Below are 22,033 nucleotides of genomic sequence, written 5' to 3' on the forward strand. Positions count from 1 at the left end.
GTTAGTTGAGAAACTCAGGACGCGGTTTCCTGTTGCCTTTATTTGCAATGTGTTCGGGATCCATCGCAGTAGCTATCGGTACTGGCTAAGCCGACCGCAGAAACCTGATGCAAAACACATCGTTATACTAAGCCTGGTTCGTGAAGTTTATCATGCCAGTAATGGCTCTGCGGGGGCCCGGAGTATTGCCGATATGGTCAGCGCAAAAGGTGTTCCGTTGAGTCGCTGGCGGGCCAGTAAGATAATGAAAGAGCTGAATATTGTTAGTTGCCAGCAACCGGAGCATCGCTACAAAAAAGCCACAAAAGAGCATGTGGATATCCCTAATTATCTGGATCGCCAGTTTGCAGTAACGGAACCTAATCAGACCTGGTGCGGCGACGTGACCTACATCTGGACGGGCAAACGATGGGCTTATCTGGCGGTTGTTCTGGATTTATTTTCCCGCAAGCCAATAGGCTGGGCGATGTCGTTTTCTCCGGACACAACTCTGACAGGAAAAGCATTAACGATGGCCTGGGAAGCCAGGGGAAAACCGGCTGACGTTATGTATCATTCTGACCAGGGAAGTCACTATACCAGCAGGGAATTCAGACGGTTACTGTGGCGTTATCGTATAAAGCAAAGCATGAGTCGACGTGGGAACTGCTGGGACAACAGCCCAATGGAACGATTTTTTCGCAGCCTGAAATCAGAATGGGTACCGAACTGTGGATACGCTAATTTTAGCGAAGCAAATAGATCAATAACGAAGTACATCATTGGTTATTACAGCCAGCTCAGACCCCACCAATATAACGGTGGCTTAACACCCAATGAATCAGAGCGATTGTTCTGGAAAAACTCTAAAACTGTGGCCAGTTTTTGTTGACCACTTCATCGGGATATTTTCAGCAGCAGGACGTAAATTGGAGAAAGAGAAAGCAGAATGATGTTCACGGGAATCTTGCCTTAACCATGAAAGCGCTGAATCATTCAGATCCTAAAGTCACAATGAACTACTTGAAGATTGACGTTAAGAGCATGGGCGCTGCCCTTGCAAACATTTGGGAGTGATAGTTAAGAGCGCTTATAGTTTTGCGGCTAAAACAGGCAAAGCATTAATTAAAATATTTTTTAGTTTTAACATGCTCGGTTCATTAAGATTTTTCAGTATTATTTCTGAGTGTCGATGAGCATTATCACTGAAAACTTTCATCTTAATATAATTTCCACTATCGCTCGTGCAAGGTTTGCAACTGTTTTGTGTCAAAGTATCCTTTAATACAACTTGGAGATCATGTAATTTTAAAGCATTCAACTTTTTTGTAAAAATCTCATACCTCCCACTTCTATTTAAAACCTCACATAACAGTAAGCCATCAGAGTAACAAAACATTTTCAATTGTGGTTCTTGATTTTTTCTGGTGTATTTTTCGATAGAAGAAATAAGTTCTTTTACCTGTAAATTGCTGTCAGTGTTTTTTGCCTTGTGATTATCCAAACGCTCAACATTACGAACCACTGTATCAATGCTACTGTTTTCTCCGTGACGCATTCTATTTATTGAAGATAATTTAAGAAAGGCAAACACCCCCGCCACAAATCCAATAAACATGAATAAGCCAGGCATACCGCTTACACCACCGTGGTGTGAGCAAGCTCCACTATGCCCTATTGATGGTGATGCCCAACCATCAATACATCCTGAAAAAAGGGAGCCTATTAGGGTAAAAAATATAAACACTGCAACTGAAATAGCAATCTTAAATTTAAACATAGCCATATCCTATCTATGGAAAATAAACGCCAATGTCCTTCTTAGTTATTCAACATTCGCAAACCGATTATCGTGGTAGAGTTCTCGATCTGCAACAAGAAGGAAAAAGGCTTGTTAAGGTGCCAACAATGCAAGGGTAACAGCTCCATTTGCTTATGATGTGACTAAGGGCTTTAAAGGAGTGACAAGAAGGAGTGTAAGGCCCACTTTTTCTATGTGCTTGATCTAATTGAATGCTAAATTACCAGATTATTCACAACACACCGAGAGCGCTTGGGTGTAATGGCCTCGATAACAAAGACATACGAGAAGATAGCCCCAAAACTTGATGACATGGTGCGCCGTGGGTTCAGCGACATTGAATTGAGGTATGGAAGCCAGCACGAAATCTACGCTTACGGCGAAAGGAAACTCTCAGCGGAGGACTTCCGCAAGCTCTACCCTGAAAAGGTAAATGACATTCCGCAAGACTTCTCGCCAGATGCCACGGTGATCGTGGAAGACATGGTATTGCTATACAAGCCCCGTAGCGGTCAACTCAACAGCCTCAGAGACACAGCTTAAGCATCACCAGGCTTTCAATGATTGGTGTCATGCCAATGTTGGAAGGGGAAAAGGCTACACCCAGACGACTAAGAGCACGGTTAACGCGATTAACATAATTGGTGCTCTCATATTAGTTGGGCTGGTCATCTGGGGGCTATCGAACATCCGTTGATGGTTTATCTATCATACTTCTGGAAAATTATTTAGAGAGTTAGCTACGCGTCAGTATGGCTAACTAACTGTTTCTTATAGCCATAAAAAAATAAACAAAAAAGTTGCAATAGCGCAGTATTATTTATATCATTACAATAGAGTCAAAAACTATTGACCAAGAATAAAAACTGGCTTTAGACTACTCTCATCAACTTGAGAGGAGGTCTTTAATGCGTGGTTTTTCATTGCGTCAGTTCTTAGTTACTGTTCTCTCCACTATTTCCATCCTCACGCTAATCTATCTCGCTATACAGCCGGAAAACTCTCTCGACTCTGTTGCTAATTTCGGCTGGTTGTTAACCGTGCTAAGAAATCGCCTGTAAAGGCAATAGAAACCAATAAGCCCCGTTGGTGGTAAGACAACAAGCGGAGCATAGCGACAGCATCAGGGTTATGTCAGACAACAAGCATTTATCAGGATAACCGTGTACCCATAAGGGAGCGTGGCTGAGACGCTGGCAGAGCCTGCATTTCGTGTGCAGGTACGAACCACCATAGACCTGTTTATTCTCTGCAACGTCATCACGACGTGTGGCATAAGAGATCATCGGGCTTAAATGCGCTTGCTGAAAGTTTTTGGGAGTTTGTCGTGTTACTGACTACCGGGTGCTCGGCTTTTTGTTCGTTGTTGTACTGTCGCGGTAAGAACCTGGAACCACCGCCAGCGTGATGATATGCTCCCATAAACCACAGACCAATCACGCGACAGGTACGGGTGTAGTAACAATGGGTAGTTTAAGTTGTACCCAGAGAATCGGGGCAACGTAACTAACTGAATAATCTAACTTGTTGATTATTCAGGAGATCTGGAGCGGGTGAAGGGAATCGAACCCTCGTATGCAGCTTGGGAAGCTGCCGTTCTACCATTGAACTACACCCGCTTTGAAGTGCGTAGGCATTATAGACGCTCAGCTTTTACTGGCAAGCGTCTTTTTGAGTTTATGTGATGGATTTTTAAGCAATTGTTTTATAGTAAGGGGAAACCATACGGTTTCCCCTTATTCCTTAAGCGTGGCTTGCCGACTTTTTCGGGAAGACAAATAGCGCGACGATAGGTGAAACAACCATCAGCGCAAAAACCCAGATAAAGCCCATCGTGAAACCACCCGTGGCATCAATTGACCAGCCAATCAGTTGGCTGTTCGCGGTGGCGATAACAAAGGTACAAACCCAGAAAGTCGACATCGTGTAGGTCACCGTTTGGGTATTGGCACCTTTTAATGTCTCTTTTGGAATTGAGAAGATAAAAGCAAACCAGGTCGCAAACACAAAACCCGTCAGGAATGAGCAGACCAGAATCAGAATGTCATTGGTCGCAAACAGCATAATAAAGGTCGTAATTGCCATTGCGATGCTGGTGCTAAACAACCAGTTTTTGTAATGGTAGCCGCGAGCTTTGCAGAATGGTCCAGCGATTGCGCCGAGCATAATCCCCACCTGGTTTACCGTGCCGCTCAGGTGAGCATGCGATTCTGGTGGCAGGTGTGCGTATTTGGCGTAGTAAAGCGGCAGGAAGGTGAACATGAAAATCATCATGATCATCGCGCCGACGTACTGGGCAATCATCCCCCACACCACGCGGTTAAAAATCGCATCTTTCATGATGCGCAGTTTATCCGTGCTGCCGTCGTTGCTTGCAGCGGTAACGGCAACCTCTTCATCAGTAAAGACGATAAACCACACAGCACCCAGAACCAACGTTATCACACCATACACCGCCAGCAGGTTTCTCCAGCCGCCAAAGTAAATTGACAGGCTACCCGCCAGCGTCAGCGCGATAATGGTGCCGATGATGTTGGAGGTGCAGTTCAGGCTGTTAAGCGCAGATGCGGTTTTGTTATCGAACAAACGTGCCACGGTCGGCACCAGAGAAACCAGGCAGATTGCCCCACCCAGCCCACCCATAAAGCGAATCACTAACAGCAGGTCGAAGTTATTGGTCCATGGAATGAATATCGATAACCCGGTCAACACGCAGCCCAGGAGATAGGACTTTTTCGCGCCTAGTTGCGCGGTCAAAATCGAGGTGCAGAAAGCACCTAAAATTTTCGCCCACAGAATGACGTTCGACATTAACGCCGCATGGGACACGTCGATATTAAAATCGGCCATGATTTGCGGCATAACGGCACCGGTAGTGGCCCAGGCTGCGCCAAAGACCATGTAGACGGCATACAAAACAAATTCAGTTATCCACTTATTCACGCAGGCACCTCTTGAGCACTCAGAGCAACGATTTCCAGCAGCATTTCACTTGCCAGGCGCAGAGACTCTGCGGGCAGGAACTCTTTTGTGGAATGGAAATTATGGGCACCAGTAAAGATATTTACCGTCGGTAAACCAGCAGGAGTAATCACGCTACCGTCATAACCGCCACGCATAATTAATGGTTTCGGCTCAATGCTCAGGTTACGCATCGCCTGCTGAACGCTGGCAATAATTTCCGGTTTTTTATCAAGCCCGGCTTTCACGTTATCGTAGGTATCCGATAATTCCAGGGTGATATTTTCGTGACCATAACGGCTTTGCAGTTGCTCAGTGATGGACTGCAATAACGCTTTTCGGCTCTGGTAACCTTCAATTTTAAAATCACGTAGGGCAATTTCGAGTGTGGCATTCACGGTATTACCAGTGATTTTATTCACCCAGAAATACCCTTCACGGCCTTCCGTTAATTCCGGGCGTTCATTTTCTGGCAATGCGTTGATCACTTCGTTGGCGATTAATACAGCATTGACCAACTTGCCTTTCGCGCTCATAGGATGAGCCGTCACGCCTTTGAATGTCATTTTGGCACTACCGGCGTACCAGTTTTCAATAACGTATTCGCCGATACCACAGCAGTCCAGGCAAATACCGAAATCAGCATTTAGCTGCGCCACGTTTAACGCTTTAGCACCACGAATACCAATTTCTTCGTCCGGTAATAACACCAGTTTGATATCGCCATGTTTAAACTCAGGGTTCGCAACCATATAGCGAATGGCTTCCACCGCCGCCGCTATTGCCGCTTTATCGTCAGCGCCCAACAGGCTGGTACCATCTGTAGTAATGATGTCCTGGCCGACATAGTTCAACAGTTCAGGGAACGCCTCAACGGTTATCTCTTCGCCAGTCGCAGGCAGTACGATATTTTTACCATCGTAGTTTTTCACGCGCACGGCATGGGTGTCATTGGCGTTATCTGGCGCAGTATCAAGATGCGCGAAGAAGGCAATGGATGGCATTTCCGGGCTATTTGCCGCAAGACTCAGAACGGTAATGGCATTAGCGTTAATGGAAGTCTCGACGGTATTCACGTTGGAAAATTCACTCACAACAAGCTGAGCTAATTTGTACTGATTTTCGCAACTGGGAAGTTGGTTATTATCGGGAACGGAAGTGGTGTTGATTGTTGTATACCGGATAAAGGTATCTATTATTTGGTCTGCATTAATACGTATTGTCATTGTTTGCTACTCACCATTAACATGGAATGGTTGATAAATATTACAACGTTAATTAACCAGGTTATATTTTTTATAACTTAGTTATTATTTTGCAACATATTTACCATTCATATTATGAATTAAAGTGACCAGCATTATTAGCCAGGAAAGCATGGGGATGCGTGATAAAGATCAATAGGGAGGGGATTTAATAGAAGCCAGGCACAGCCCGGCTTATGTTAATTAACAAGAGGGTTTGCTACCTGGAGGCGGTAAATAGCGTTGTGGGTCAATCGCATTTGCACGATAACGAATCTGGAAATGCAGATTCACCGAGTCTGAACCGCTGCTGCCCATAGTGGCAATTTTCTGCCCTGCACTGACTTTTTGGCTGGTGTTGACCAGTGTCGTTTCGTTGTGAGCATAAGCAGTGATGTACTCTTCGTTATGTTTAATCATCACTAAATTGCCGTAACCGCGAAGCTGGTTACCCACGTAAACCACTGTACCAGCGGCAGAAGCATAAACGGGTTGCCCACGTTTGCCGGCAATATCTATACCTTTATTCCCGCCATCGCTGTCGGAGAACGGCGCAACTACTTTACCGGATGTTGGCCAGAGCCAGCATTTTGAACCAACCGGAGGAGCGGCGACTTTCGCAACGCTACTTGTGGATGATGAACGCGGCTTCGAGGTTTTCGCCACGGCTGTTTTCTTCGACGAAGATGAAGAGCCTGAGCTGTTTTTAACACGGATTTTTTGCCCAATCTCCAGCGTATAAGGAGCCGGAATACCATTGAGGCGTGCCAGTTCGCCAACGCTTGTGCCGGTCATACGCGAGATACGAGAGAGTGTGTCGCCACGTTTGACGGTGTAAACCGAACCGCTGTAGCTACCAGAAGAGGCTTGAGTGGTGCTCGCTTTATTTGAGGAGCAAGCGACGAGTAACAGGCTTAGCACCAGGACGACGGCATTCGCTGCCCACTTTCTGACTATGCGTTCCTTGCGCAAACTAATCCTCTTAAATCATCACAGAATAAAACAGTGCCAGAGAGTGGATTAATTCCCTCACCAGCCCCTTTCCCCAAAGGGGCGAAGGAGATGACCAAAGCCTGGTCATCTCCCTTGAACAGCTTACTTAACCGGGCGCAGAGCCGGGAACAAGATAACGTCGCGGATGGTGTGGCTGTTAGTGAACAGCATAACCATACGGTCGATACCAATGCCCAGACCCGCCGTTGGTGGCAAGCCGTGCTCCAGAGCAGTCACGTAGTCTTCGTCGAAGAACATCGCTTCGTCGTCGCCTGCGTCTTTCGCATTAACCTGGTCAGCAAAGCGCTGTGCCTGATCTTCTGCATCGTTAAGCTCGGAGAAGCCGTTACCGATTTCACGGCCACCGATGAAGAACTCGAAACGGTCGGTGATTTCTGGGTTCTCGTCGTTACGACGTGCCAGTGGAGACACTTCTGCCGGGTATTCAGTGATGAAGGTTGGCTGAATCAGATGGCTTTCAGCCACTTCTTCGAAGATCTCAGTCACAACGCGACCCAGACCCCAGCTCTTCTCAACTTTAATACCGATAGCCGCTGCGATTTCCAGTGCTTTAGCCATATCGTCCAGATCTGCAATATCAGTTTCCGGGCGGTATTTTTTGATGGCTTCGCGCATGGTCAGTTTGGCGAATGGCTGGTCGAAGTCAAAGATCTCTTCGCCATACTTCACTTGCGCAGTACCCAGCACATCATGTGCCAGAGTACGGAACAGAGATTCAGTCAGCTCGATTAGATCTTTGTAATCCGCGTACGCCATGTAGAGTTCCATCATGGTGAACTCTGGGTTGTGACGCGGAGAAATACCTTCGTTACGGAAGTTACGGTTGATCTCGAATACGCGATCGAAGCCACCTACAACCAGACGCTTCAGATACAGTTCCGGCGCGATACGCAGGTACATATCGATATCCAGCGCGTTGTGATGCGTGATGAACGGACGTGCAGACGCACCACCCGGGATCACTTGCATCATTGGCGTTTCAACTTCCATAAACCCACGTTCCACCATGAACTGACGCACGCCAGCCATGATTTGCGAACGGATTTTAAAGGTGTTGCGGGATTCTTCGTTAGAGATCAGATCCAGGTAACGCTGGCGGTAGCGTGCTTCTTGATCCTGCAGACCGTGGAATTTGTCCGGCAGCGGGCGCAAAGCTTTAGTCAGCAAACGCAGTTCAGTACAGTGAATAGAAAGCTCACCGGTTTTAGTTTTGAACAGCTTGCCGCGTGCACCCAGGATGTCACCGAGGTCCCATTTCTTGAACTGCTCGTTGTAGATGCCTTCTGGCAAATCGTCACGCGCAACGTAAAGCTGAATGCGGCCACCAACATCTTGCAGGGTAACGAAAGACGCTTTACCCATGATACGGCGTGTCATCATTCGGCCAGCAACAGCCACTTCGATGCCCAACTCTTCCAGCTCTTCGTTCTCTTTCGCATCGAAGTCAGCATGCAATTGGTCTGAGGTATGATCGCGACGGAAGTCATTTGGGAAAGCAATGCCGTGCTCACGCAGGCCAGCCAGCTTCTCACGGCGGGATTTCAGTTCATTGTTAAGATCGACCGCTTCGGTGCCCTGTTCTTGTTGTTCAGACATGTTGATTCCTCATAACCCTGCTTTCAAACTTGCTTCGATAAATTTGTCCAGATCGCCATCCAGTACCGCCTGCGTGTTACGGGTTTCTACACCAGTACGCAAGTCTTTGATACGGGAGTCGTCCAGTACGTAAGAACGAATCTGGCTGCCCCAGCCGATATCCGATTTGTTGTCTTCCAGCGACTGCTTCTCAGCATTCTTCTTCTGCATTTCCAGCTCGTATAACTTCGCCTTCATCTGCTTCATCGCCTGATCTTTGTTCTTATGTTGCGAACGGTCGTTCTGGCACTGAGTCACGGTATTGGTCGGAAGGTGGGTAATACGCACCGCAGATTCTGTACGGTTAACGTGCTGACCACCCGCACCCGAGGCGCGGTAAACGTCGATACGCAGATCGGCCGGATTGATTTCGATATCAATATCGTCATCGACTTCCGGGTAGACAAAGGCGGAGCTGAACGAGGTATGGCGACGGCCACCGGAGTCGAACGGGCTCTTACGTACCAGGCGATGCACGCCAGTTTCAGTACGCAACCAGCCAAAGGCATATTCGCCCTGAATGCGAATAGTCACAGATTTAATACCCGCAACATCGCCATCAGACTCTTCAATGATTTCGGTTTTGAAGCCGCGTGATTCTGCCCAACGCAGATACATTCGCATCAGCATGCTGGCCCAGTCTTGCGCTTCGGTGCCGCCAGAACCTGCCTGAATGTCGATATAGCAATCGGCGCTGTCGTACTCACCGGAGAACATGCGGCGGAATTCAAGCTGCGCCAGTTTGCCTTCCAGCTGATCTAACTCGACAACGGCTTCGTTGAAGGTATCTTCGTCGTCGGCTTCAATAGCCAGCTCAAGCAAACCGGAAACATCTTCCAGCCCCTGAGTCATTTGATCGAATGTTTCGACAATCGCTTCCAGTGAAGAACGCTCTTTACCTAACGCTTGTGCGCGTTCAGGTTCGTTCCACACATCAGGCTGTTCCAGCTCTGCGTTTACTTCTTCCAGGCGCTCTTTCTTGGCATCATAGTCAAAGATACCCCCTAAGAACGTCGCTGCGCTCCGTAAGGTCCTGGATGCGGTTTTTTACCGGGTTAATTTCAAACATGGTCTGTATTATCTTATGTTGATGACAGAAGACGAAAATGCGGTCGTAAACCGGAAAGTTTACCGGAATTACGCCGCTTTTTATAGTTTTGTTGCCTCTTTTAGCCGAGTTATTAGGCTAAATTGGCCAGATATGGTCGATGAGTAATTGAACGGTTCGATTGCCACGAAACTCATTTACATCGAGCTTAAAGGCCAGTTCGACTTCGCGCACGCCGTTATCCGGCCAGCATGCGGTGTCGACGTTAAAGGCGATGCCGTCAATAAGCGGGCCGCCGCCAACGGGTTCAACCATGACTTTAAGATGGCGTTCCCCCACCAGCCGTTGCTGTAATAAGCGGAATTTGCCATCAAACAGTGGCTCAGGGAACATCTGCCCCCACGGCCCGGCGTCACGTAACATCTCGGCGGTTTCCAGCGTCATCTCTTGCGCGGTAATCGTGCCGTCTGACCAAATCACGCCCTGAAGCAAGGCGGGATCAAGCCATTCCCCCACCAGGTCGCCAAAACGCTGGCGGAACTCTTCGAATTTAGCTTCTTCCAGCGACAACCCTGCAGCCATAGCGTGACCGCCAAATTTCAGCATCATGCCCGGGTACAACGTATCAAGCCGCTCAAGAGCATCACGCATATGCAAGCCTTGCACCGAGCGGCCTGAGCCTTTCAGCGTGCCGTCGCCTGCTGGCGCAAATGCGATAACCGGGCGGTTAAAGCGCTCTTTGATACGTGAAGCCAGGATACCGACCACGCCCTGATGCCATTCCGGGTGGTACATCGCCAGGCCATACGGCAGCTCATCGTGGCTGTGTTCCAGTTGTTGGCACAGCGTGAGTGCTTCAACCTGCATGCCCTGCTCAATCTCTTTTCGCGTCTGGTTTAGCGCGTCAAGTTCGTTAGCCAGCATGCGTGCTTCGCCAATATTTTCACTGAGCAGTAACGCAACACCCACGGACATATCATCCAGGCGACCGGCAGCATTCAGACGCGGGCCTAAAGCAAAACCTAAGTCGCTTGCCGCCAGTTTATGCGGCTCACGGTTGGCGATTTCAATCAGCGCTTTAATGCCCGGGCGACATTTGCCAGCACGAATACGGCTCAAGCCCTGCCAGGTCAAAATGCGGTTATTCATATCCAGTGGCACAACATCGGCCACGGTGCCTAACGCCACCAGATCCAGCAACTCTGCAATGTTCGGAATGGCCAGGCCTTGTTGTTCAAACCAACCGCAATCACGCAGATGCGCACGCATCGCCAGCATCAGATAAAAGGCAACGCCAACGCCTGCGAGGGATTTAGACGGAAATTCGCAATCAACCAGGTTGGGGTTGATGATGGCATCTGCCGCAGGCAATTCTGCCCCTGGCAGGTGGTGATCGGTAACCACCACCGGAATGCCCAGCGCATGGGCACGCTCAACACCACTATGGGATGAGATACCGTTATCGACGGTCAAAATTATTTGCGCGCCGCGCGCATGAGCTTGATCGACGACTTCCGGGCTTAAACCGTAACCATCTTCAAAACGGTTGGGAACGAGATAACTGATGTTCTGGCAACCGAGGCTGCGCAGCCCCAGCACGCTTAACGCAGTGCTGGTTGCGCCGTCAGCATCAAAATCGCCGACCACGATAATGCGCAAGCCTTCGCGAAAGGCGTTATGCAGAATCTCAACGGCTTTATCCATGCCATTGAGTTGCTGCCAGGGGAGCATCCCTTTCACACCGCGTTCCAGGTCCTGCTCACCACGCACACCACGACTGGCATAAAGACGTTTTAAAAGTGGATGCAATTGCTGGGGTAACACCACGGACTCATCGACCGTGCGACGGCGAAGCTGTGTTTGCTGTTTCACCCGTTAACTACCCGCCTACATTGGTCAGTTGCTGGTGCGCATCTAACATTTGTTTCATCTCTTTCGGCCCCTGATAGCCAGGAATAACCGTACCATTGCTCAACACAATTGCAGGCGTTCCCTGAATGCCGAACTGCACACCCAGGTTGTAATGGTTGGCGATATTCATATCGCAAGCCCCACCAGTAACAGCTTCGCCTTTCATCGCTGCATCAAAGGCTTTTTTAGGGTCTTTTGCACACCAGATAGCTTTCATATCTTTTTCGATTGGGCTTTGCAGACCCTGGCGCGGGAAAGCCAGGTAGCGCACGGTAATGCCCAGTGCGTTGTAGTCTTTCATCTCTTCATGCAGCTTGTGGCAATAGCCACAAGTGATGTCGGTAAACACCGTAATCACGTGTTTTTCTTGCGGCGCTTTGTAGACGATCATCTCTTTTTCGAGCGCGTTAAGTTTACCCACCAATAATTGGTTAGTGACGTTAACGGGCTGTGCTCCGCTGACGTCGTACAGTGGCCCCTGAATAACGTGTTTACCGTCTTCGGTCACATACAGAACGCCGCTATCGGTTAATACCGTTTTCATGCCCGCAACAGGTGCCGACTGAATGTCAGCATTTTGTACGCCTAACTTAGCAAGAGACTGCTTGATTGCTGCGTCGTCAGCATGAACAAAACCGGACACAGAGACCGCTAACAATGGGAGCAGCCACAAACGCTTTTTCATGATGATTCCTTATCTTTTACCACTCACGCACGTGGGTGGTGCTGTTGATGTAGCTGGCGTAATCGCTCTGTCGCTACATGCGTATAAATTTGTGTGGTGGACAAATCACTGTGTCCAAGCAACATCTGTACGACTCGCAAATCCGCGCCATGGTTCAGTAAATGCGTGGCAAAAGCATGTCGAAGTACGTGCGGCGAGAGTTTTTCGCTGTCGATACCCGCCTGCACTGCGTAATGTTTGATGCGGTGCCAGAATGTCTGGCGCGTCATCTGCTGGGCTCGATTACTGGGGAAAACCACGTCAATCGACACGCCATTGAGCAGCCATGGCCGCCCATGTTCCAGATAGTTTTCAAGCCAGTAAACCGCTTCTTCGCCCATCGGCACTAAGCGTTCTTTATTACCTTTACCGATGATTCGCACCACACCCTGACGCAGGCTGACATCACTCATCGTCAGGCCGACTAACTCAGAAACGCGCAGCCCGGTAGCATACAATAATTCGAGCATCGCTTTGTCACGCAACTCGATAGGCTGATCGATACAAGGCGCCTGGAGTAACCGACCGACCTGAGCTTCGCTTAAATCTTTCGGTAAGCGCTGCGGTAATTTTGGCGATGAAAGCATCACACTGGGGTCGTCTTCGCGCAGTTTTTCGCGGTAAAGATACTGGAACAACCGGCGAATAGCGCTCAGCATTCGTGCTGAACTTGTTGCTTTATAGCCACCTTCAAGGCGTTCCGCAAACAGTGACTGTAAATCCCCGGTCTGCACATTCAGCAAACTCAAGTCATGGCGTTCCAGCCATTCCGCCACCATTTTCAGATCCCGGCGATAGGAGTCCAGCGTGTTTTGCGCCAGATTGCGCTCAAGCCAGAGTGCATCCAGAAATTGTTCTATTCGGGCCAGATCCTGTTCCACTACAGCCTCACTTATGCCTCACTGCCTGCCACACGTTTGGCGAATTGTGTCCATTATGCATGATGCACAATGGGATCTGATACACTTGCAACCCTGCACGTTTTTAAAAGAGTTATTAACGCAATGAACATTGGCCTTTTTTATGGCTCCAGCACTTGTTACACCGAAATGGCTGCCGAAAAAATTCGTGACATCATTGGCCCGGAACTGGTGACTTTGCACAATCTGAAAGACGATTCACCGGCCATGATGGAACAGTACGATGTGTTGATTCTCGGGATCCCCACATGGGATTTTGGCGAATTACAGGAAGACTGGGAATCCATATGGGATCAACTGGATAACCTGAACCTTGAAGGTAAACCGGTTGCGCTTTTTGGCATGGGCGACCAGCTCGGCTACGGCGAATGGTTCCTTGATGCGCTGGGTATGTTGCACGATAAACTTGCCCCACGAGGCGCACAGTTTATTGGCTACTGGCCGACGGAAGGCTATGAGTTTACCAGCCCGAAACCCGTGATTGCTGATGGGCAACTTTTCGTTGGCCTGGCACTGGATGAAACTAACCAGTACGATTTAAGCGATGAGCGGATCCAAAACTGGTGTGAGCAAATCCTTGCGGAAATGGCCGAGAAGTTTGCCTGACAGAAACTTAGGCTTCCCCACTCCCACTCGCCTGTTGTTGCAGCATCAGGCGACGTAAATCACGCCATTCGCCCGTATCCATGCTATCGGCAGAAAGCCATAAATGCTGGCTACGTTTGCGCCCGATGCGGCGTAAGCGCAGCATCATACCGCTGCGTAAAACCCATGGCGTGCCCACGATTTCCCACTCCTGATTTTGCCAACGCAGGTGGTAATCGGTCAGGAGTTTCATTTCGCCCTGGCAGGCATGGATGCGCCGCTGGCTGCGGACACTGTCAAAAACAACCAGCGAGAGCAGTAGCATCCAGATTAGCGTGTAGCTCATTGGCCACGGCATAAGCAGCACGAAGAGTGCGATAAGGCCGTGGAGCAAGAGAGACAGCCATTGTGCACGCCAGGAGACGCGTAGATCAGATTGCCACAGGACCACGTTCTTTATTCCGCGTCTGAATCAGTGTCACCATCCGTTGCAGCTCTGTATCTGCCGGTTTGCCATGATTCATTAACCAATTGAACAGGTCTGGATCATCGCTTTCCAGCAAACGGACAAACAACTGTTTATCCTCAGCGCTTAACGAGTCATATTCATATTCGAAGAATGGCATAATAGAAATATCCAGCTCGCGCATTCCCCGGCGGCACGCCCAATGAATTCGGGCTTTGTTATTGATATCCATGTGCTCTTTCCTGGTTCTCTGACAAAGTAGGTACAAGTCTTAGTGTAACGTGTTTTCTTAGCACGTATTAAATGAATGTTACCGTTTGCGGGCTTTATCGTGAGAAAAATTCTGCAATTCGTTGTCGTTGCATTAACCTTGCGAGAATTCCCGTAAGCGCACGAATCGCCGTATCAAACTGCTTGCATTGCCAAATGGCTCTTTTACCATTGAGCCAATACATCAGCTCAAAAACCAGGGACATAATTATGGCTTTCACTCCATTTCCTCCACGTCAGCCTACAGCTGCAGCCCGCCTGCCGCTAACGCTCATGACTCTTGATGATTGGGCTCTGGCAACCGTGACGGGCAAAGATGCAGAATCGTATCTGCAAGGCCAGGTCACTGCTGACGTCGCACAGCTTGCGGCAAACCAACACACACTTTGCGCACACTGCGATGCGAAAGGGAAAATGTGGAGCAACTTGCGCCTGTTCCATCGCGGCGAAGGCTTTACTCTGATTGAGCGCCGTAACGTGCGTGACGCACAACTTGTCGAATTAAAGAAATATGCGGTGTTTTCTAAAGTCGCTATCACTGCTGATGATGAAAGTGTGCTTCTGGGCCTCGCCGGTTTTCAGGCTCGCGCGGCACTTGCCAATGTATTTACTGCCTTGCCAGATGAGGAAAACCCGGTCGTTCAGGAAGGTGCAACGACACTGCTGTGGTTTAACCTCCCTGCTGAGCGTTTTATGCTGGTTACCGATGAGTCTACGGCTCAGACCCTGGCGGAAAAATTACAGGGCGAGGCCCAGCGTAACGACAGCCAACAATGGCTGGCGCTGGATATCGAAGCCGGTATTCCCGTCATTGAGCCGGTGAACAGCGCGCAATTTATTCCGCAGGCGACCAACCTTCAGGCGCTCGGTGGTATCAGCTTTAAAAAAGGGTGTTACACCGGCCAGGAAATGGTGGCGCGGGCGAAATTCCGTGGCGCAAACAAGCGTGCGCTGTGGTTCCTTGCAGGGAAAGCCAGCCGTTTACCCGAAGCGGGTGAAGACCTTGAACTGAAGATGGGCGACAACTGGCGCCGTACCGGCACTGTACTGGCAGCAAGCCAGCTTGATGATGGCCGTGTTCTGGTGCAAGTCGTGATGAATAACGATCTGGAAGCTGACAGCGTGTTGCGCGTTCGTGATGACGTCGGCAGCCAACTCGTTATCGAGCGCCTGCCTTATTCATTAGAAGACGAGTAAATACCCGTCATACTTCAAGTTGCAGATGCGTTAACGGTACCCATGCGCCCCAGTCACATAGTTGTCTATGCTCCTGGGGATTTATGGTCTGGTCGCCTTTGGGCAACTCGAATTATTTAGGGTATTGCTTGATGAATCTCGGTAATTAATGAATATAGAGATAAATCGCGAGGAAGTGGCAAACACTGCCGCCAAGCACAAACCCGTGCCAGATTGCATGGTTGTAGGGAATACGTTTGCAGACGTAGAAAATGACGCCTAACGAGTAAATCACCCCACCAACGGCCAGGAGCGTTACGCTGCCTGGCGCGAGTTTAATCACCATCTGGTAAATCACCACCAGCGATAACCAGCCCATCAGCAGATAAGTTACCAGCGACAAAACTTTAAAACGATGTGCGATGGTCAGCTTAAAAATAATCCCGGCCAGCGCCAGCCCCCAGATAACAATCATCAGCCCGCGCGCCAGTGGGGAATCCAGCCCAACGAGTAAGAATGGTGTGTAAGTCCCGGCTATCAATAAGTAAATGGCGCAGTGGTCAAATTTCTTGAGCCAAACCTTGGCGCGCTTATGCGGGATCGCGTGATAAAGCGTTGAGGCGAGAAACAGCAAGATCATGCTGCCGCCGTACAAGCTATAGCTGGTTATCGCCGTCACACTCGCGTTGGAGTCAACCGCCTGAATCAGTAACAAAACCAGCCCGACAATCCCAAACACCAGCCCGATACCGTGACTAATACTATTAGCGACTTCCTCCGCCAGTGAATATCCTTTCGCGATCAATGGTTTGTCAGCCATATGGCTACTCCCGGTGAGACAAAAGATGGATAATGCATCGCACACTCAATTTGAAGAATGACGGGTAGAGCATAACTGAGAACGATTCCAGCGAACACCTGTAAGCTAAAATAAATCTATCAGAGTTAATAACGGTATCTATACAATATTTCCATCAAAAATTAACCCATGGAGTACAAGGATGATGCAGCTGGCTTTTGGCGCGATGACGGATGTCATTCACTTTCTGATGGAAATCGACAAGCTAAAACTTGTTGAGCGGCGCACTAAGATTATCGGTCATGGCCGCCCCGAAAACTCGGCGGAACACAGCTGGCATTTTGCGGTTGCGGCAATGAGCCTTACGCCTTTCGCGCCTGAAAATGTCGATATTTCCCGCGTCGTTCAGATGGCACTGCTGCATGATATTGTTGAAATCGATGTCGGCGACGTGCTGGTTTATGACCTTGCGGCGCGCGCAGCGATTGCCGATAAAGAAGCTGTCGCTGCGATAAGGCTATTCGGCCTGTTACCTGAGCCGCAGAGCACGCAATTTTTGCAGCTCTGGCAAGAGTATGAAGCGGGTATTAGTGCAGATGCTCGCTTTGCTGGCGCACTGGATAGAATATTGCCGATTCTGCAAAACTTGCATAACGAAGGGCAAAGCTGGCGCGAGAATGGCATTTCCCTTGAACAAGTATTACAGCGAAACACGCTGGTGGGCGAAAGCTGGCCCGAATTATGGCAACATGTGGTTAGTCATTTATATACAGCGCAAGAAAAGGGCTGGTTAATCTAATTCAGGAATACGTACCATGTTTAGTCATGCGGCAATCGCTAATCTCAACGGACTGGAAATGATGGTCTACAACTTTGTCATCAAGAATCGTGACAAAGTGATGTACATGACTATCCGCGAGTTAGCCGATTCAGTGGGTGTTTCCACCACCACCGTGCTGCGTTTTTGCCGCAAGCTCAACTGCGAAGGCTATTCTGAATTTCGTGTGCGCTTTAAATTATATCTGGAACAGAATGACGAACAGCTGGTGAATTTTGGCCCAAGTGAAATCATCAGCTTTTTTAAAAGTACCAATAATGAAGAGTTCGATAATTTAATCGACCGTGCCGTTGATATTATTTGTTCTTCAGAACGTATTATATTTGTCGGTGCCGGAACATCTGGCGCCTTAGCAAAATATGGCGCACGCTTCTTTTCTAACGTTGGTAAATTCAGTAACCATATTGATGATCCTTATTTTCCAGTTACCAACGACATGGCTAAAAATGCATTAGCGATTGTCCTTTCGGTTTCCGGTGAAACCGAAGAGATCCTGCGTTTCGCCAGCCAGTTCAGTCTGCACAACTGCAAGGTGCTCTCCATCACCAGCCATGAGAACTCGTCGCTGGCAAAGCTTGCCGATTTTAATATCTCCTGGCATATCCCACTGACACGCGTCGGCGGAGTTTATGACATCACCACGCAAATTCCCGTTATTTATATTTTAGAAACCATTGGCCGTAAACTGGCTAAGAAAATGGCATAAAAAAACAGGCTGTTTTTTCCATGTAACAAATCACAATAACCGTGATTTGTTATATCGTGACAATTAAATTTCATTTGTTAGACTCCAGAACAGAGCTTATTAACGCACTGCCATTTTGTGATATATCCCACATTATTCTGGCACTGACAGTGAGATGACAAAATATGAAAAAACTGACCTTACCAAAAGACTTTTTGTGGGGCGGCGCTGTTGCTGCACACCAGGTTGAAGGTGGCTGGAACAAAGAAGGTAAAGGCCCAAGTATTTGTGATGTGTTAACCGGTGGCGCACACGGCGTACCGCGTGAAATCACTCAGGAAGTTATCCCTGGTAAATATTACCCGAACCACGAAGCGATCGATTTCCACGGTCGTTACAAAGAAGACATCGCGCTGTTTGCTGAAATGGGCTTCAAATGTTTCCGCACTTCAATCGCCTGGACGCGCATTTTCCCGAAGGGTGATGAACTGCAACCCAATGAAGAAGGGCTGAAGTTCTATGATGATATGTTTGATGAGCTGCTGAAATACAACATCGAGCCGGTTATCACCCTCTCCCACTTTGAAATGCCACACCATCTGGTGACCGAATACGGTGGCTGGACCAACCGTAAAGTGGTCGATTTCTTTGTTCGTTTTGCCGAAGTGGTGTTTGAACGCTACAAGAGCAAAGTGAAATACTGGATGACCTTCAACGAAATCAATAATCAGCGCAACTGGCGTGCGCCGCTGTTCGGTTATTGCTGCTCTGGCGTGGTTTACACCGAGCACGACAACCCAGAAGAAGTGATGTATCAAGTTCTACATCACCAGTTCGTGGCAAGCGCTATGGCGGTGAAGATTGGTCACCGTATCAATCCGGAAATGCAAATCGGCTGCATGCTGGCGATGGTGCCGCTGTACCCGTTCTCCTGCAAACCAGAAGATCAAATGTTCGCTCAAGAATCGATGCGTGAACGTTATGTCTTTACCGACGTGCAACTGCGCGGTTACTACCCATCTTATGTGTTAAACGAGTGGGAACGCCGCGAGTTCAACATCAAAATGGAAGCAGGCGACGAGCAAATCTTGCGTGAAGGCGTGTGTGATTACCTTGGTTTTAGCTATTACATGACGAATGCTGTGAAAGCAGACGGTGGCAGTGGCGATGCGTTGTCTGGTTTCCAGGGCAGCGTGCCAAACCCACACGTTAAAGCGTCCGATTGGGGCTGGCAGATTGACCCGGTTGGCTTGCGCTACGCACTGTGTGAATTATATGAGCGTTACCAGAAACCGCTGTTTATCGTTGAAAACGGTTTTGGCGCCTACGATAAAGTCGAAGAAGATGGTTCAATCAACGACGATTACCGTATCGACTATCTGAAAGCACACGTTTCCGAAATGATGAAAGCGGTAACTTACGATGGCGTTGATTTGATGGGCTACACCCCGTGGGGCTGTATCGACTGTGTTTCCTTCACCACCGGTCAGTACAGCAAACGCTACGGCTTTATCTATGTGAACAAGCACGATGATGGTACTGGCGATATGTCCCGCTCACGCAAGAAGAGCTTTAACTGGTACAAAGAAGTGATTGCCAGCAACGGCGAAAATCTCTGATTGATTTGATCAATTAAGCGCCCTCATTTGCGGGGCGCTTTTTAATTCAGGTAGGCAACCCAAAACGGAAGCAGGCACCGATTTCGGGCCTTTCCACCAGCGCAATATCGCTGCCGTGCAGTTGCAGCATCTGGCGCACAATCATCAACCCTAATCCACCGACTCTGACGTGTGACTGATTAACAATCGACGGGCGCATAAACAACCCCTCTTTAAGTTCCTGTGGGATGCCAGGCCCGCTATCGCTAATCTGCACCATCACTTTTTCGCCCTCTTTCCACAAGCGAACCGCGACCGTTCCCTGCTCCGGCGTATGGCGAATAGCGTTATCCAGCAGGTTAGTCAGAACCCGTTCAATCATTCCTAAATCAGCATCAATTAAGGGCAAGCCGGGCTGAATATCAGCGACCAGCTGCAACTGGCGGGTTTGCGTCATCAGTTCGAATTTCTGGAAGACATCCTGCAACAGTTCACTCAGGCAGAAATGCTCTTTCTGCGGCTTCACCACGCCATATTCCAGACGCGCCAGTTCAAACAATGATTGCGCGAGTGTGCGGACTTTTTGGCTCTGTGCCAGGGCAATTTCCAGATAACGTTTTTTCTCAGTTTCTGAAAGCGTCGCAGACATCACCGATAAACTTTCCAGATAACCATGTAGCGAGGTTAACGGTGTGCGTAAGTCATGGGAAATATTGGCAATAAATTCACGGCGCAGTTGGTCTTGCTGCGAAAGGCGATGCCACTGCTCTGAAATGCGCCGAGCCATCATGATAACCCCCTGACGTAACAGGTTAATTTCATCATTGCTCTGTACTTTTTCGGAAGGCAGTGCGGCCATGGCCTGCATTTCTGCCATGCCACCAGTTTCCAGCGCATTAACCTGGCGTGACAGCGAACGCAGTGGCCGGGTAATCCAGCGAAATGCCAGCCCCCCAACAATCAACCCCAGTAACGCAACCAGGCTGATCGAGAGCAGAACCACTTTAAATAGCGTATTCGACTGCGCGTCGCTGGCGAGCGCATTGTAGTTTTCACCGAGCAAAATGACATACAGATAGCCTTTTACCTGCCCGTTTTGCCGCATCGGTGCCACGCTAAACACTTTCTTGCCATCAATACTGCGCGGATCGTCACCGTAGATCGGGTACTGCCGATCATTGAGCGCCAGCTGGATCGGCTCCAGATCGATTTGATGGCGTTTAATATGATCCGGCGGCGCGGCATCACCAATGATATTGCCTTTCTCATCCAGCAGATAAACTTCAACACTTGGATTTACCGTCATCAGATGATCAAACAGCGTGCGCACCGAATCATTATTCAGGCCATCTTGTCCAAGCAGCGGGTAGCTCTGGTTGATATGTTCAGCCAGAGAGCCGGAAAGCTGTTGAATGACCGCCTGGCTATACTGCGTGCTGGTGCGAATTTGCAGCCACCCCAACAATGAGCAAGAGGTGATCAGCAGCAAGGCAAAAACAAGGGTCAGGCGCTGTGAAAGAGTGAGTTTTCGCATGGTTTACTCGTGTCGCGGTGCAATGAATTTATACCCTTTTCCCCACACCGTCATAATGAATTCAGGCTCTGCGGGGTTATCTTCAATTTTGATGCGTAGCCGGTTGATGTGCGTATTAACCGTGTGTTCGTAACCTTCGTGTTGGTAGCCCCAAACCTGGTTTAGTAAGCTCAGCCGGGAGAAAACTTTGCCCGGGTGTTTGGCAAAGAACCACAGCAGGTCGAACTCACGCGGCGTCAGCTCAACAGGTTGTTCTCTGAGGCGCACATCACGCGCAAGCGGGTCAATCGTAAGTCGGTCAAAAGTCAGCGTTCCCGCATCCTGCATCAGGTTCTGGCTCATCGCTTCCTGGCGGCGGAACAGCGCTTTAACGCGTGCGACAAGTTCCAGCATCGAAAATGGCTTTGCCAGATAATCATCAGCACCCAGTTCCAGCCCTAGAACTCGGTGCGTTTCACTGGAGCGTGCGCTTATCATCACAATCGGCGTGTAACGCGTCATAGTGCGAGCGTGGCGGCAGATTTCCAGGCCATCAACACCTGGCAGCATGAGATCCAAAATCAGCGCATCCCAGCCGCCCTGTTTCAGTAATTCCAGCCCCAGAGTGCCATCTGCCGCATGGACAATTTCATAGCCTTCTTCCCGCAAATGGAGTTGCAGAAGTTCAGCAATATTTTCGTCATCCTCGACGATTAATAACTTTTTGGGCTTCATCACTTCGCCTTTTATGCCTCTATTACAAGAAGTCTATACAACAAACGGGCGTGGAGTTATCACATTTAATTTAACTTTTCGTGAGACTTTGGCGAACAGATTTAGGCCACACTCATTTCAACGCAATAACC

General features: G+C 49.0%; 21 protein-coding genes and 1 tRNA gene. 7 read left to right on the forward strand and 15 right to left on the reverse strand.

The genetic code is table 11. The features are described from left to right. A partial coding sequence (locus tag M975_RS15095; protein ID WP_083967907.1) for an IS3 family transposase occupies window positions 1-871 on the forward strand: 871 nt, incomplete at its 5' end. A gap of 198 nt (window positions 872-1,069) precedes the next feature. Here M975_RS15095 and M975_RS15105 read toward each other — a convergent pair. Further along, window positions 1,070-1,759 (reverse strand): hypothetical protein, encoded by a 690-nt coding sequence (locus M975_RS15105; RefSeq protein WP_157093400.1) that lies wholly within the window; start codon window positions 1,757-1,759, stop codon window positions 1,070-1,072. A 273-nt stretch (window positions 1,760-2,032) separates the two neighbouring features. Between M975_RS15105 and M975_RS23435 the strand changes: the two genes are divergently transcribed. After that, window positions 2,033-2,323, forward strand: coding sequence for a hypothetical protein (locus tag M975_RS23435; protein WP_245164456.1), 291 nt, complete (start codon window positions 2,033-2,035; stop codon window positions 2,321-2,323). A gap of 1,002 nt (window positions 2,324-3,325) precedes the next feature. On the opposite strand, the gene M975_RS15115 is transcribed toward M975_RS23435, so the two are convergent. The 9 genes from M975_RS15115 to xerD form a co-directional block, all read right to left on the reverse strand. Then, window positions 3,326-3,399, reverse strand: a tRNA-Gly gene (locus M975_RS15115). A gap of 124 nt (window positions 3,400-3,523) precedes the next feature. Then, window positions 3,524-4,723: an MFS transporter gene (locus M975_RS15120; RefSeq protein WP_064560760.1), complete on the reverse strand. Its 1,200-nt coding sequence runs from the start codon at window positions 4,721-4,723 to the stop codon at window positions 3,524-3,526. Continuing rightward, entirely contained in the window at window positions 4,720-5,967 is a 1,248-nt protein-coding gene (gene pepT / locus M975_RS15125) for a peptidase T (RefSeq protein ID WP_064560761.1), read from the reverse strand. The genes M975_RS15120 and pepT overlap by 4 nt, the downstream gene beginning before the upstream one ends. A gap of 222 nt (window positions 5,968-6,189) precedes the next feature. Further along, window positions 6,190-6,957, reverse strand: a complete 768-nt coding sequence (gene actS / locus M975_RS15130) for an amidase activator ActS (RefSeq protein ID WP_064560762.1) — start codon at window positions 6,955-6,957, stop codon at window positions 6,190-6,192. 123 nt (window positions 6,958-7,080) lie between these two features. Then, entirely contained in the window at window positions 7,081-8,595 is a 1,515-nt protein-coding gene (gene lysS / locus M975_RS15135) for a lysine--tRNA ligase (protein WP_064560763.1), read from the reverse strand. Window positions 8,596-8,604: 9 nt separating this feature from the next. Further along, window positions 8,605-9,703 (reverse strand): peptide chain release factor 2 gene (prfB, locus tag M975_RS15140; protein WP_134184552.1). Its coding sequence is split into 2 segments (ribosomal slippage): window positions 8,605-9,627 and window positions 9,629-9,703, totalling 1,098 coding nucleotides; the frame shifts between segments, so codons are not numbered across the junction. A gap of 117 nt (window positions 9,704-9,820) precedes the next feature. Next, the gene (gene recJ / locus M975_RS15145; RefSeq protein WP_064560764.1) at window positions 9,821-11,554 is read right to left on the reverse strand and encodes a single-stranded-DNA-specific exonuclease RecJ; all 1,734 of its coding nucleotides are present in this window, start codon (window positions 11,552-11,554) and stop codon (window positions 9,821-9,823) included. A 7-nt stretch (window positions 11,555-11,561) separates the two neighbouring features. Continuing rightward, window positions 11,562-12,278 (reverse strand): bifunctional protein-disulfide isomerase/oxidoreductase DsbC, encoded by a 717-nt coding sequence (gene dsbC / locus M975_RS15150; protein WP_064560765.1) that lies wholly within the window; start codon window positions 12,276-12,278, stop codon window positions 11,562-11,564. A 23-nt stretch (window positions 12,279-12,301) separates the two neighbouring features. After that, window positions 12,302-13,198 carry a site-specific tyrosine recombinase XerD gene (xerD, locus tag M975_RS15155; RefSeq protein ID WP_064560766.1) on the reverse strand — a complete coding sequence of 299 codons (897 nt, stop codon included), beginning with the start codon at window positions 13,196-13,198 and terminating at the stop codon, window positions 12,302-12,304. A 123-nt stretch (window positions 13,199-13,321) separates the two neighbouring features. On the opposite strand from xerD, the gene fldB reads away from it, so the two are divergent. Continuing rightward, window positions 13,322-13,843 (forward strand): flavodoxin FldB, encoded by a 522-nt coding sequence (fldB, locus tag M975_RS15160; protein ID WP_064560841.1) that lies wholly within the window; start codon window positions 13,322-13,324, stop codon window positions 13,841-13,843. Between the two features lie 7 nt (window positions 13,844-13,850). On the opposite strand, the gene M975_RS15165 is transcribed toward fldB, so the two are convergent. Then, complete coding sequence (locus tag M975_RS15165) at window positions 13,851-14,273, reverse strand: protein YgfX (RefSeq protein ID WP_064560767.1); 423 nt, start codon at window positions 14,271-14,273, stop codon at window positions 13,851-13,853. Next, window positions 14,254-14,520 (reverse strand): FAD assembly factor SdhE, encoded by a 267-nt coding sequence (sdhE, locus tag M975_RS15170; protein WP_034498232.1) that lies wholly within the window; start codon window positions 14,518-14,520, stop codon window positions 14,254-14,256. The genes M975_RS15165 and sdhE overlap by 20 nt, the downstream gene beginning before the upstream one ends. Before the next feature lie 248 nt (window positions 14,521-14,768). Here sdhE and ygfZ point away from each other — a divergent pair, with 248 nt between their 5' ends. Further along, window positions 14,769-15,755, forward strand: a complete 987-nt coding sequence (gene ygfZ, locus M975_RS15175) for a tRNA-modifying protein YgfZ (protein WP_064560768.1) — start codon at window positions 14,769-14,771, stop codon at window positions 15,753-15,755. Between the two features lie 145 nt (window positions 15,756-15,900). On the opposite strand, the gene trhA is transcribed toward ygfZ, so the two are convergent. Beyond that, a complete protein-coding gene (gene trhA / locus M975_RS15180; RefSeq protein WP_064560769.1) occupies window positions 15,901-16,554 on the reverse strand; it encodes a PAQR family membrane homeostasis protein TrhA in 654 nt (217 codons plus the stop codon). 184 nt (window positions 16,555-16,738) lie between these two features. Between trhA and M975_RS15185 the strand changes: the two genes are divergently transcribed. From M975_RS15185 to M975_RS15195, 3 genes are all read left to right on the forward strand, one after another. Continuing rightward, window positions 16,739-17,332 (forward strand): HD domain-containing protein, encoded by a 594-nt coding sequence (locus M975_RS15185; RefSeq protein WP_245164461.1) that lies wholly within the window; start codon window positions 16,739-16,741, stop codon window positions 17,330-17,332. Between the two features lie 16 nt (window positions 17,333-17,348). Continuing rightward, entirely contained in the window at window positions 17,349-18,077 is a 729-nt protein-coding gene (locus M975_RS15190; protein ID WP_064560770.1) for a MurR/RpiR family transcriptional regulator, read from the forward strand. A 164-nt stretch (window positions 18,078-18,241) separates the two neighbouring features. Beyond that, window positions 18,242-19,675: a 6-phospho-beta-glucosidase gene (locus M975_RS15195; protein ID WP_064560771.1), complete on the forward strand. Its 1,434-nt coding sequence runs from the start codon at window positions 18,242-18,244 to the stop codon at window positions 19,673-19,675. A gap of 46 nt (window positions 19,676-19,721) precedes the next feature. Here M975_RS15195 and M975_RS15200 read toward each other — a convergent pair whose 3' ends face one another. After that, window positions 19,722-21,188, reverse strand: coding sequence for a sensor histidine kinase (locus M975_RS15200; protein WP_064560772.1), 1,467 nt, complete (start codon window positions 21,186-21,188; stop codon window positions 19,722-19,724). 3 nt (window positions 21,189-21,191) lie between these two features. Further along, window positions 21,192-21,905 (reverse strand): response regulator transcription factor, encoded by a 714-nt coding sequence (locus tag M975_RS15205; RefSeq protein ID WP_064560773.1) that lies wholly within the window; start codon window positions 21,903-21,905, stop codon window positions 21,192-21,194. Between the last annotated feature and the right edge of the window lie 128 nt (window positions 21,906-22,033).

It is taken from the genome of Buttiauxella brennerae ATCC 51605, from assembly GCF_001654925.1.
Lineage (GTDB): Bacteria > Pseudomonadota > Gammaproteobacteria > Enterobacterales > Enterobacteriaceae > Buttiauxella > Buttiauxella brennerae.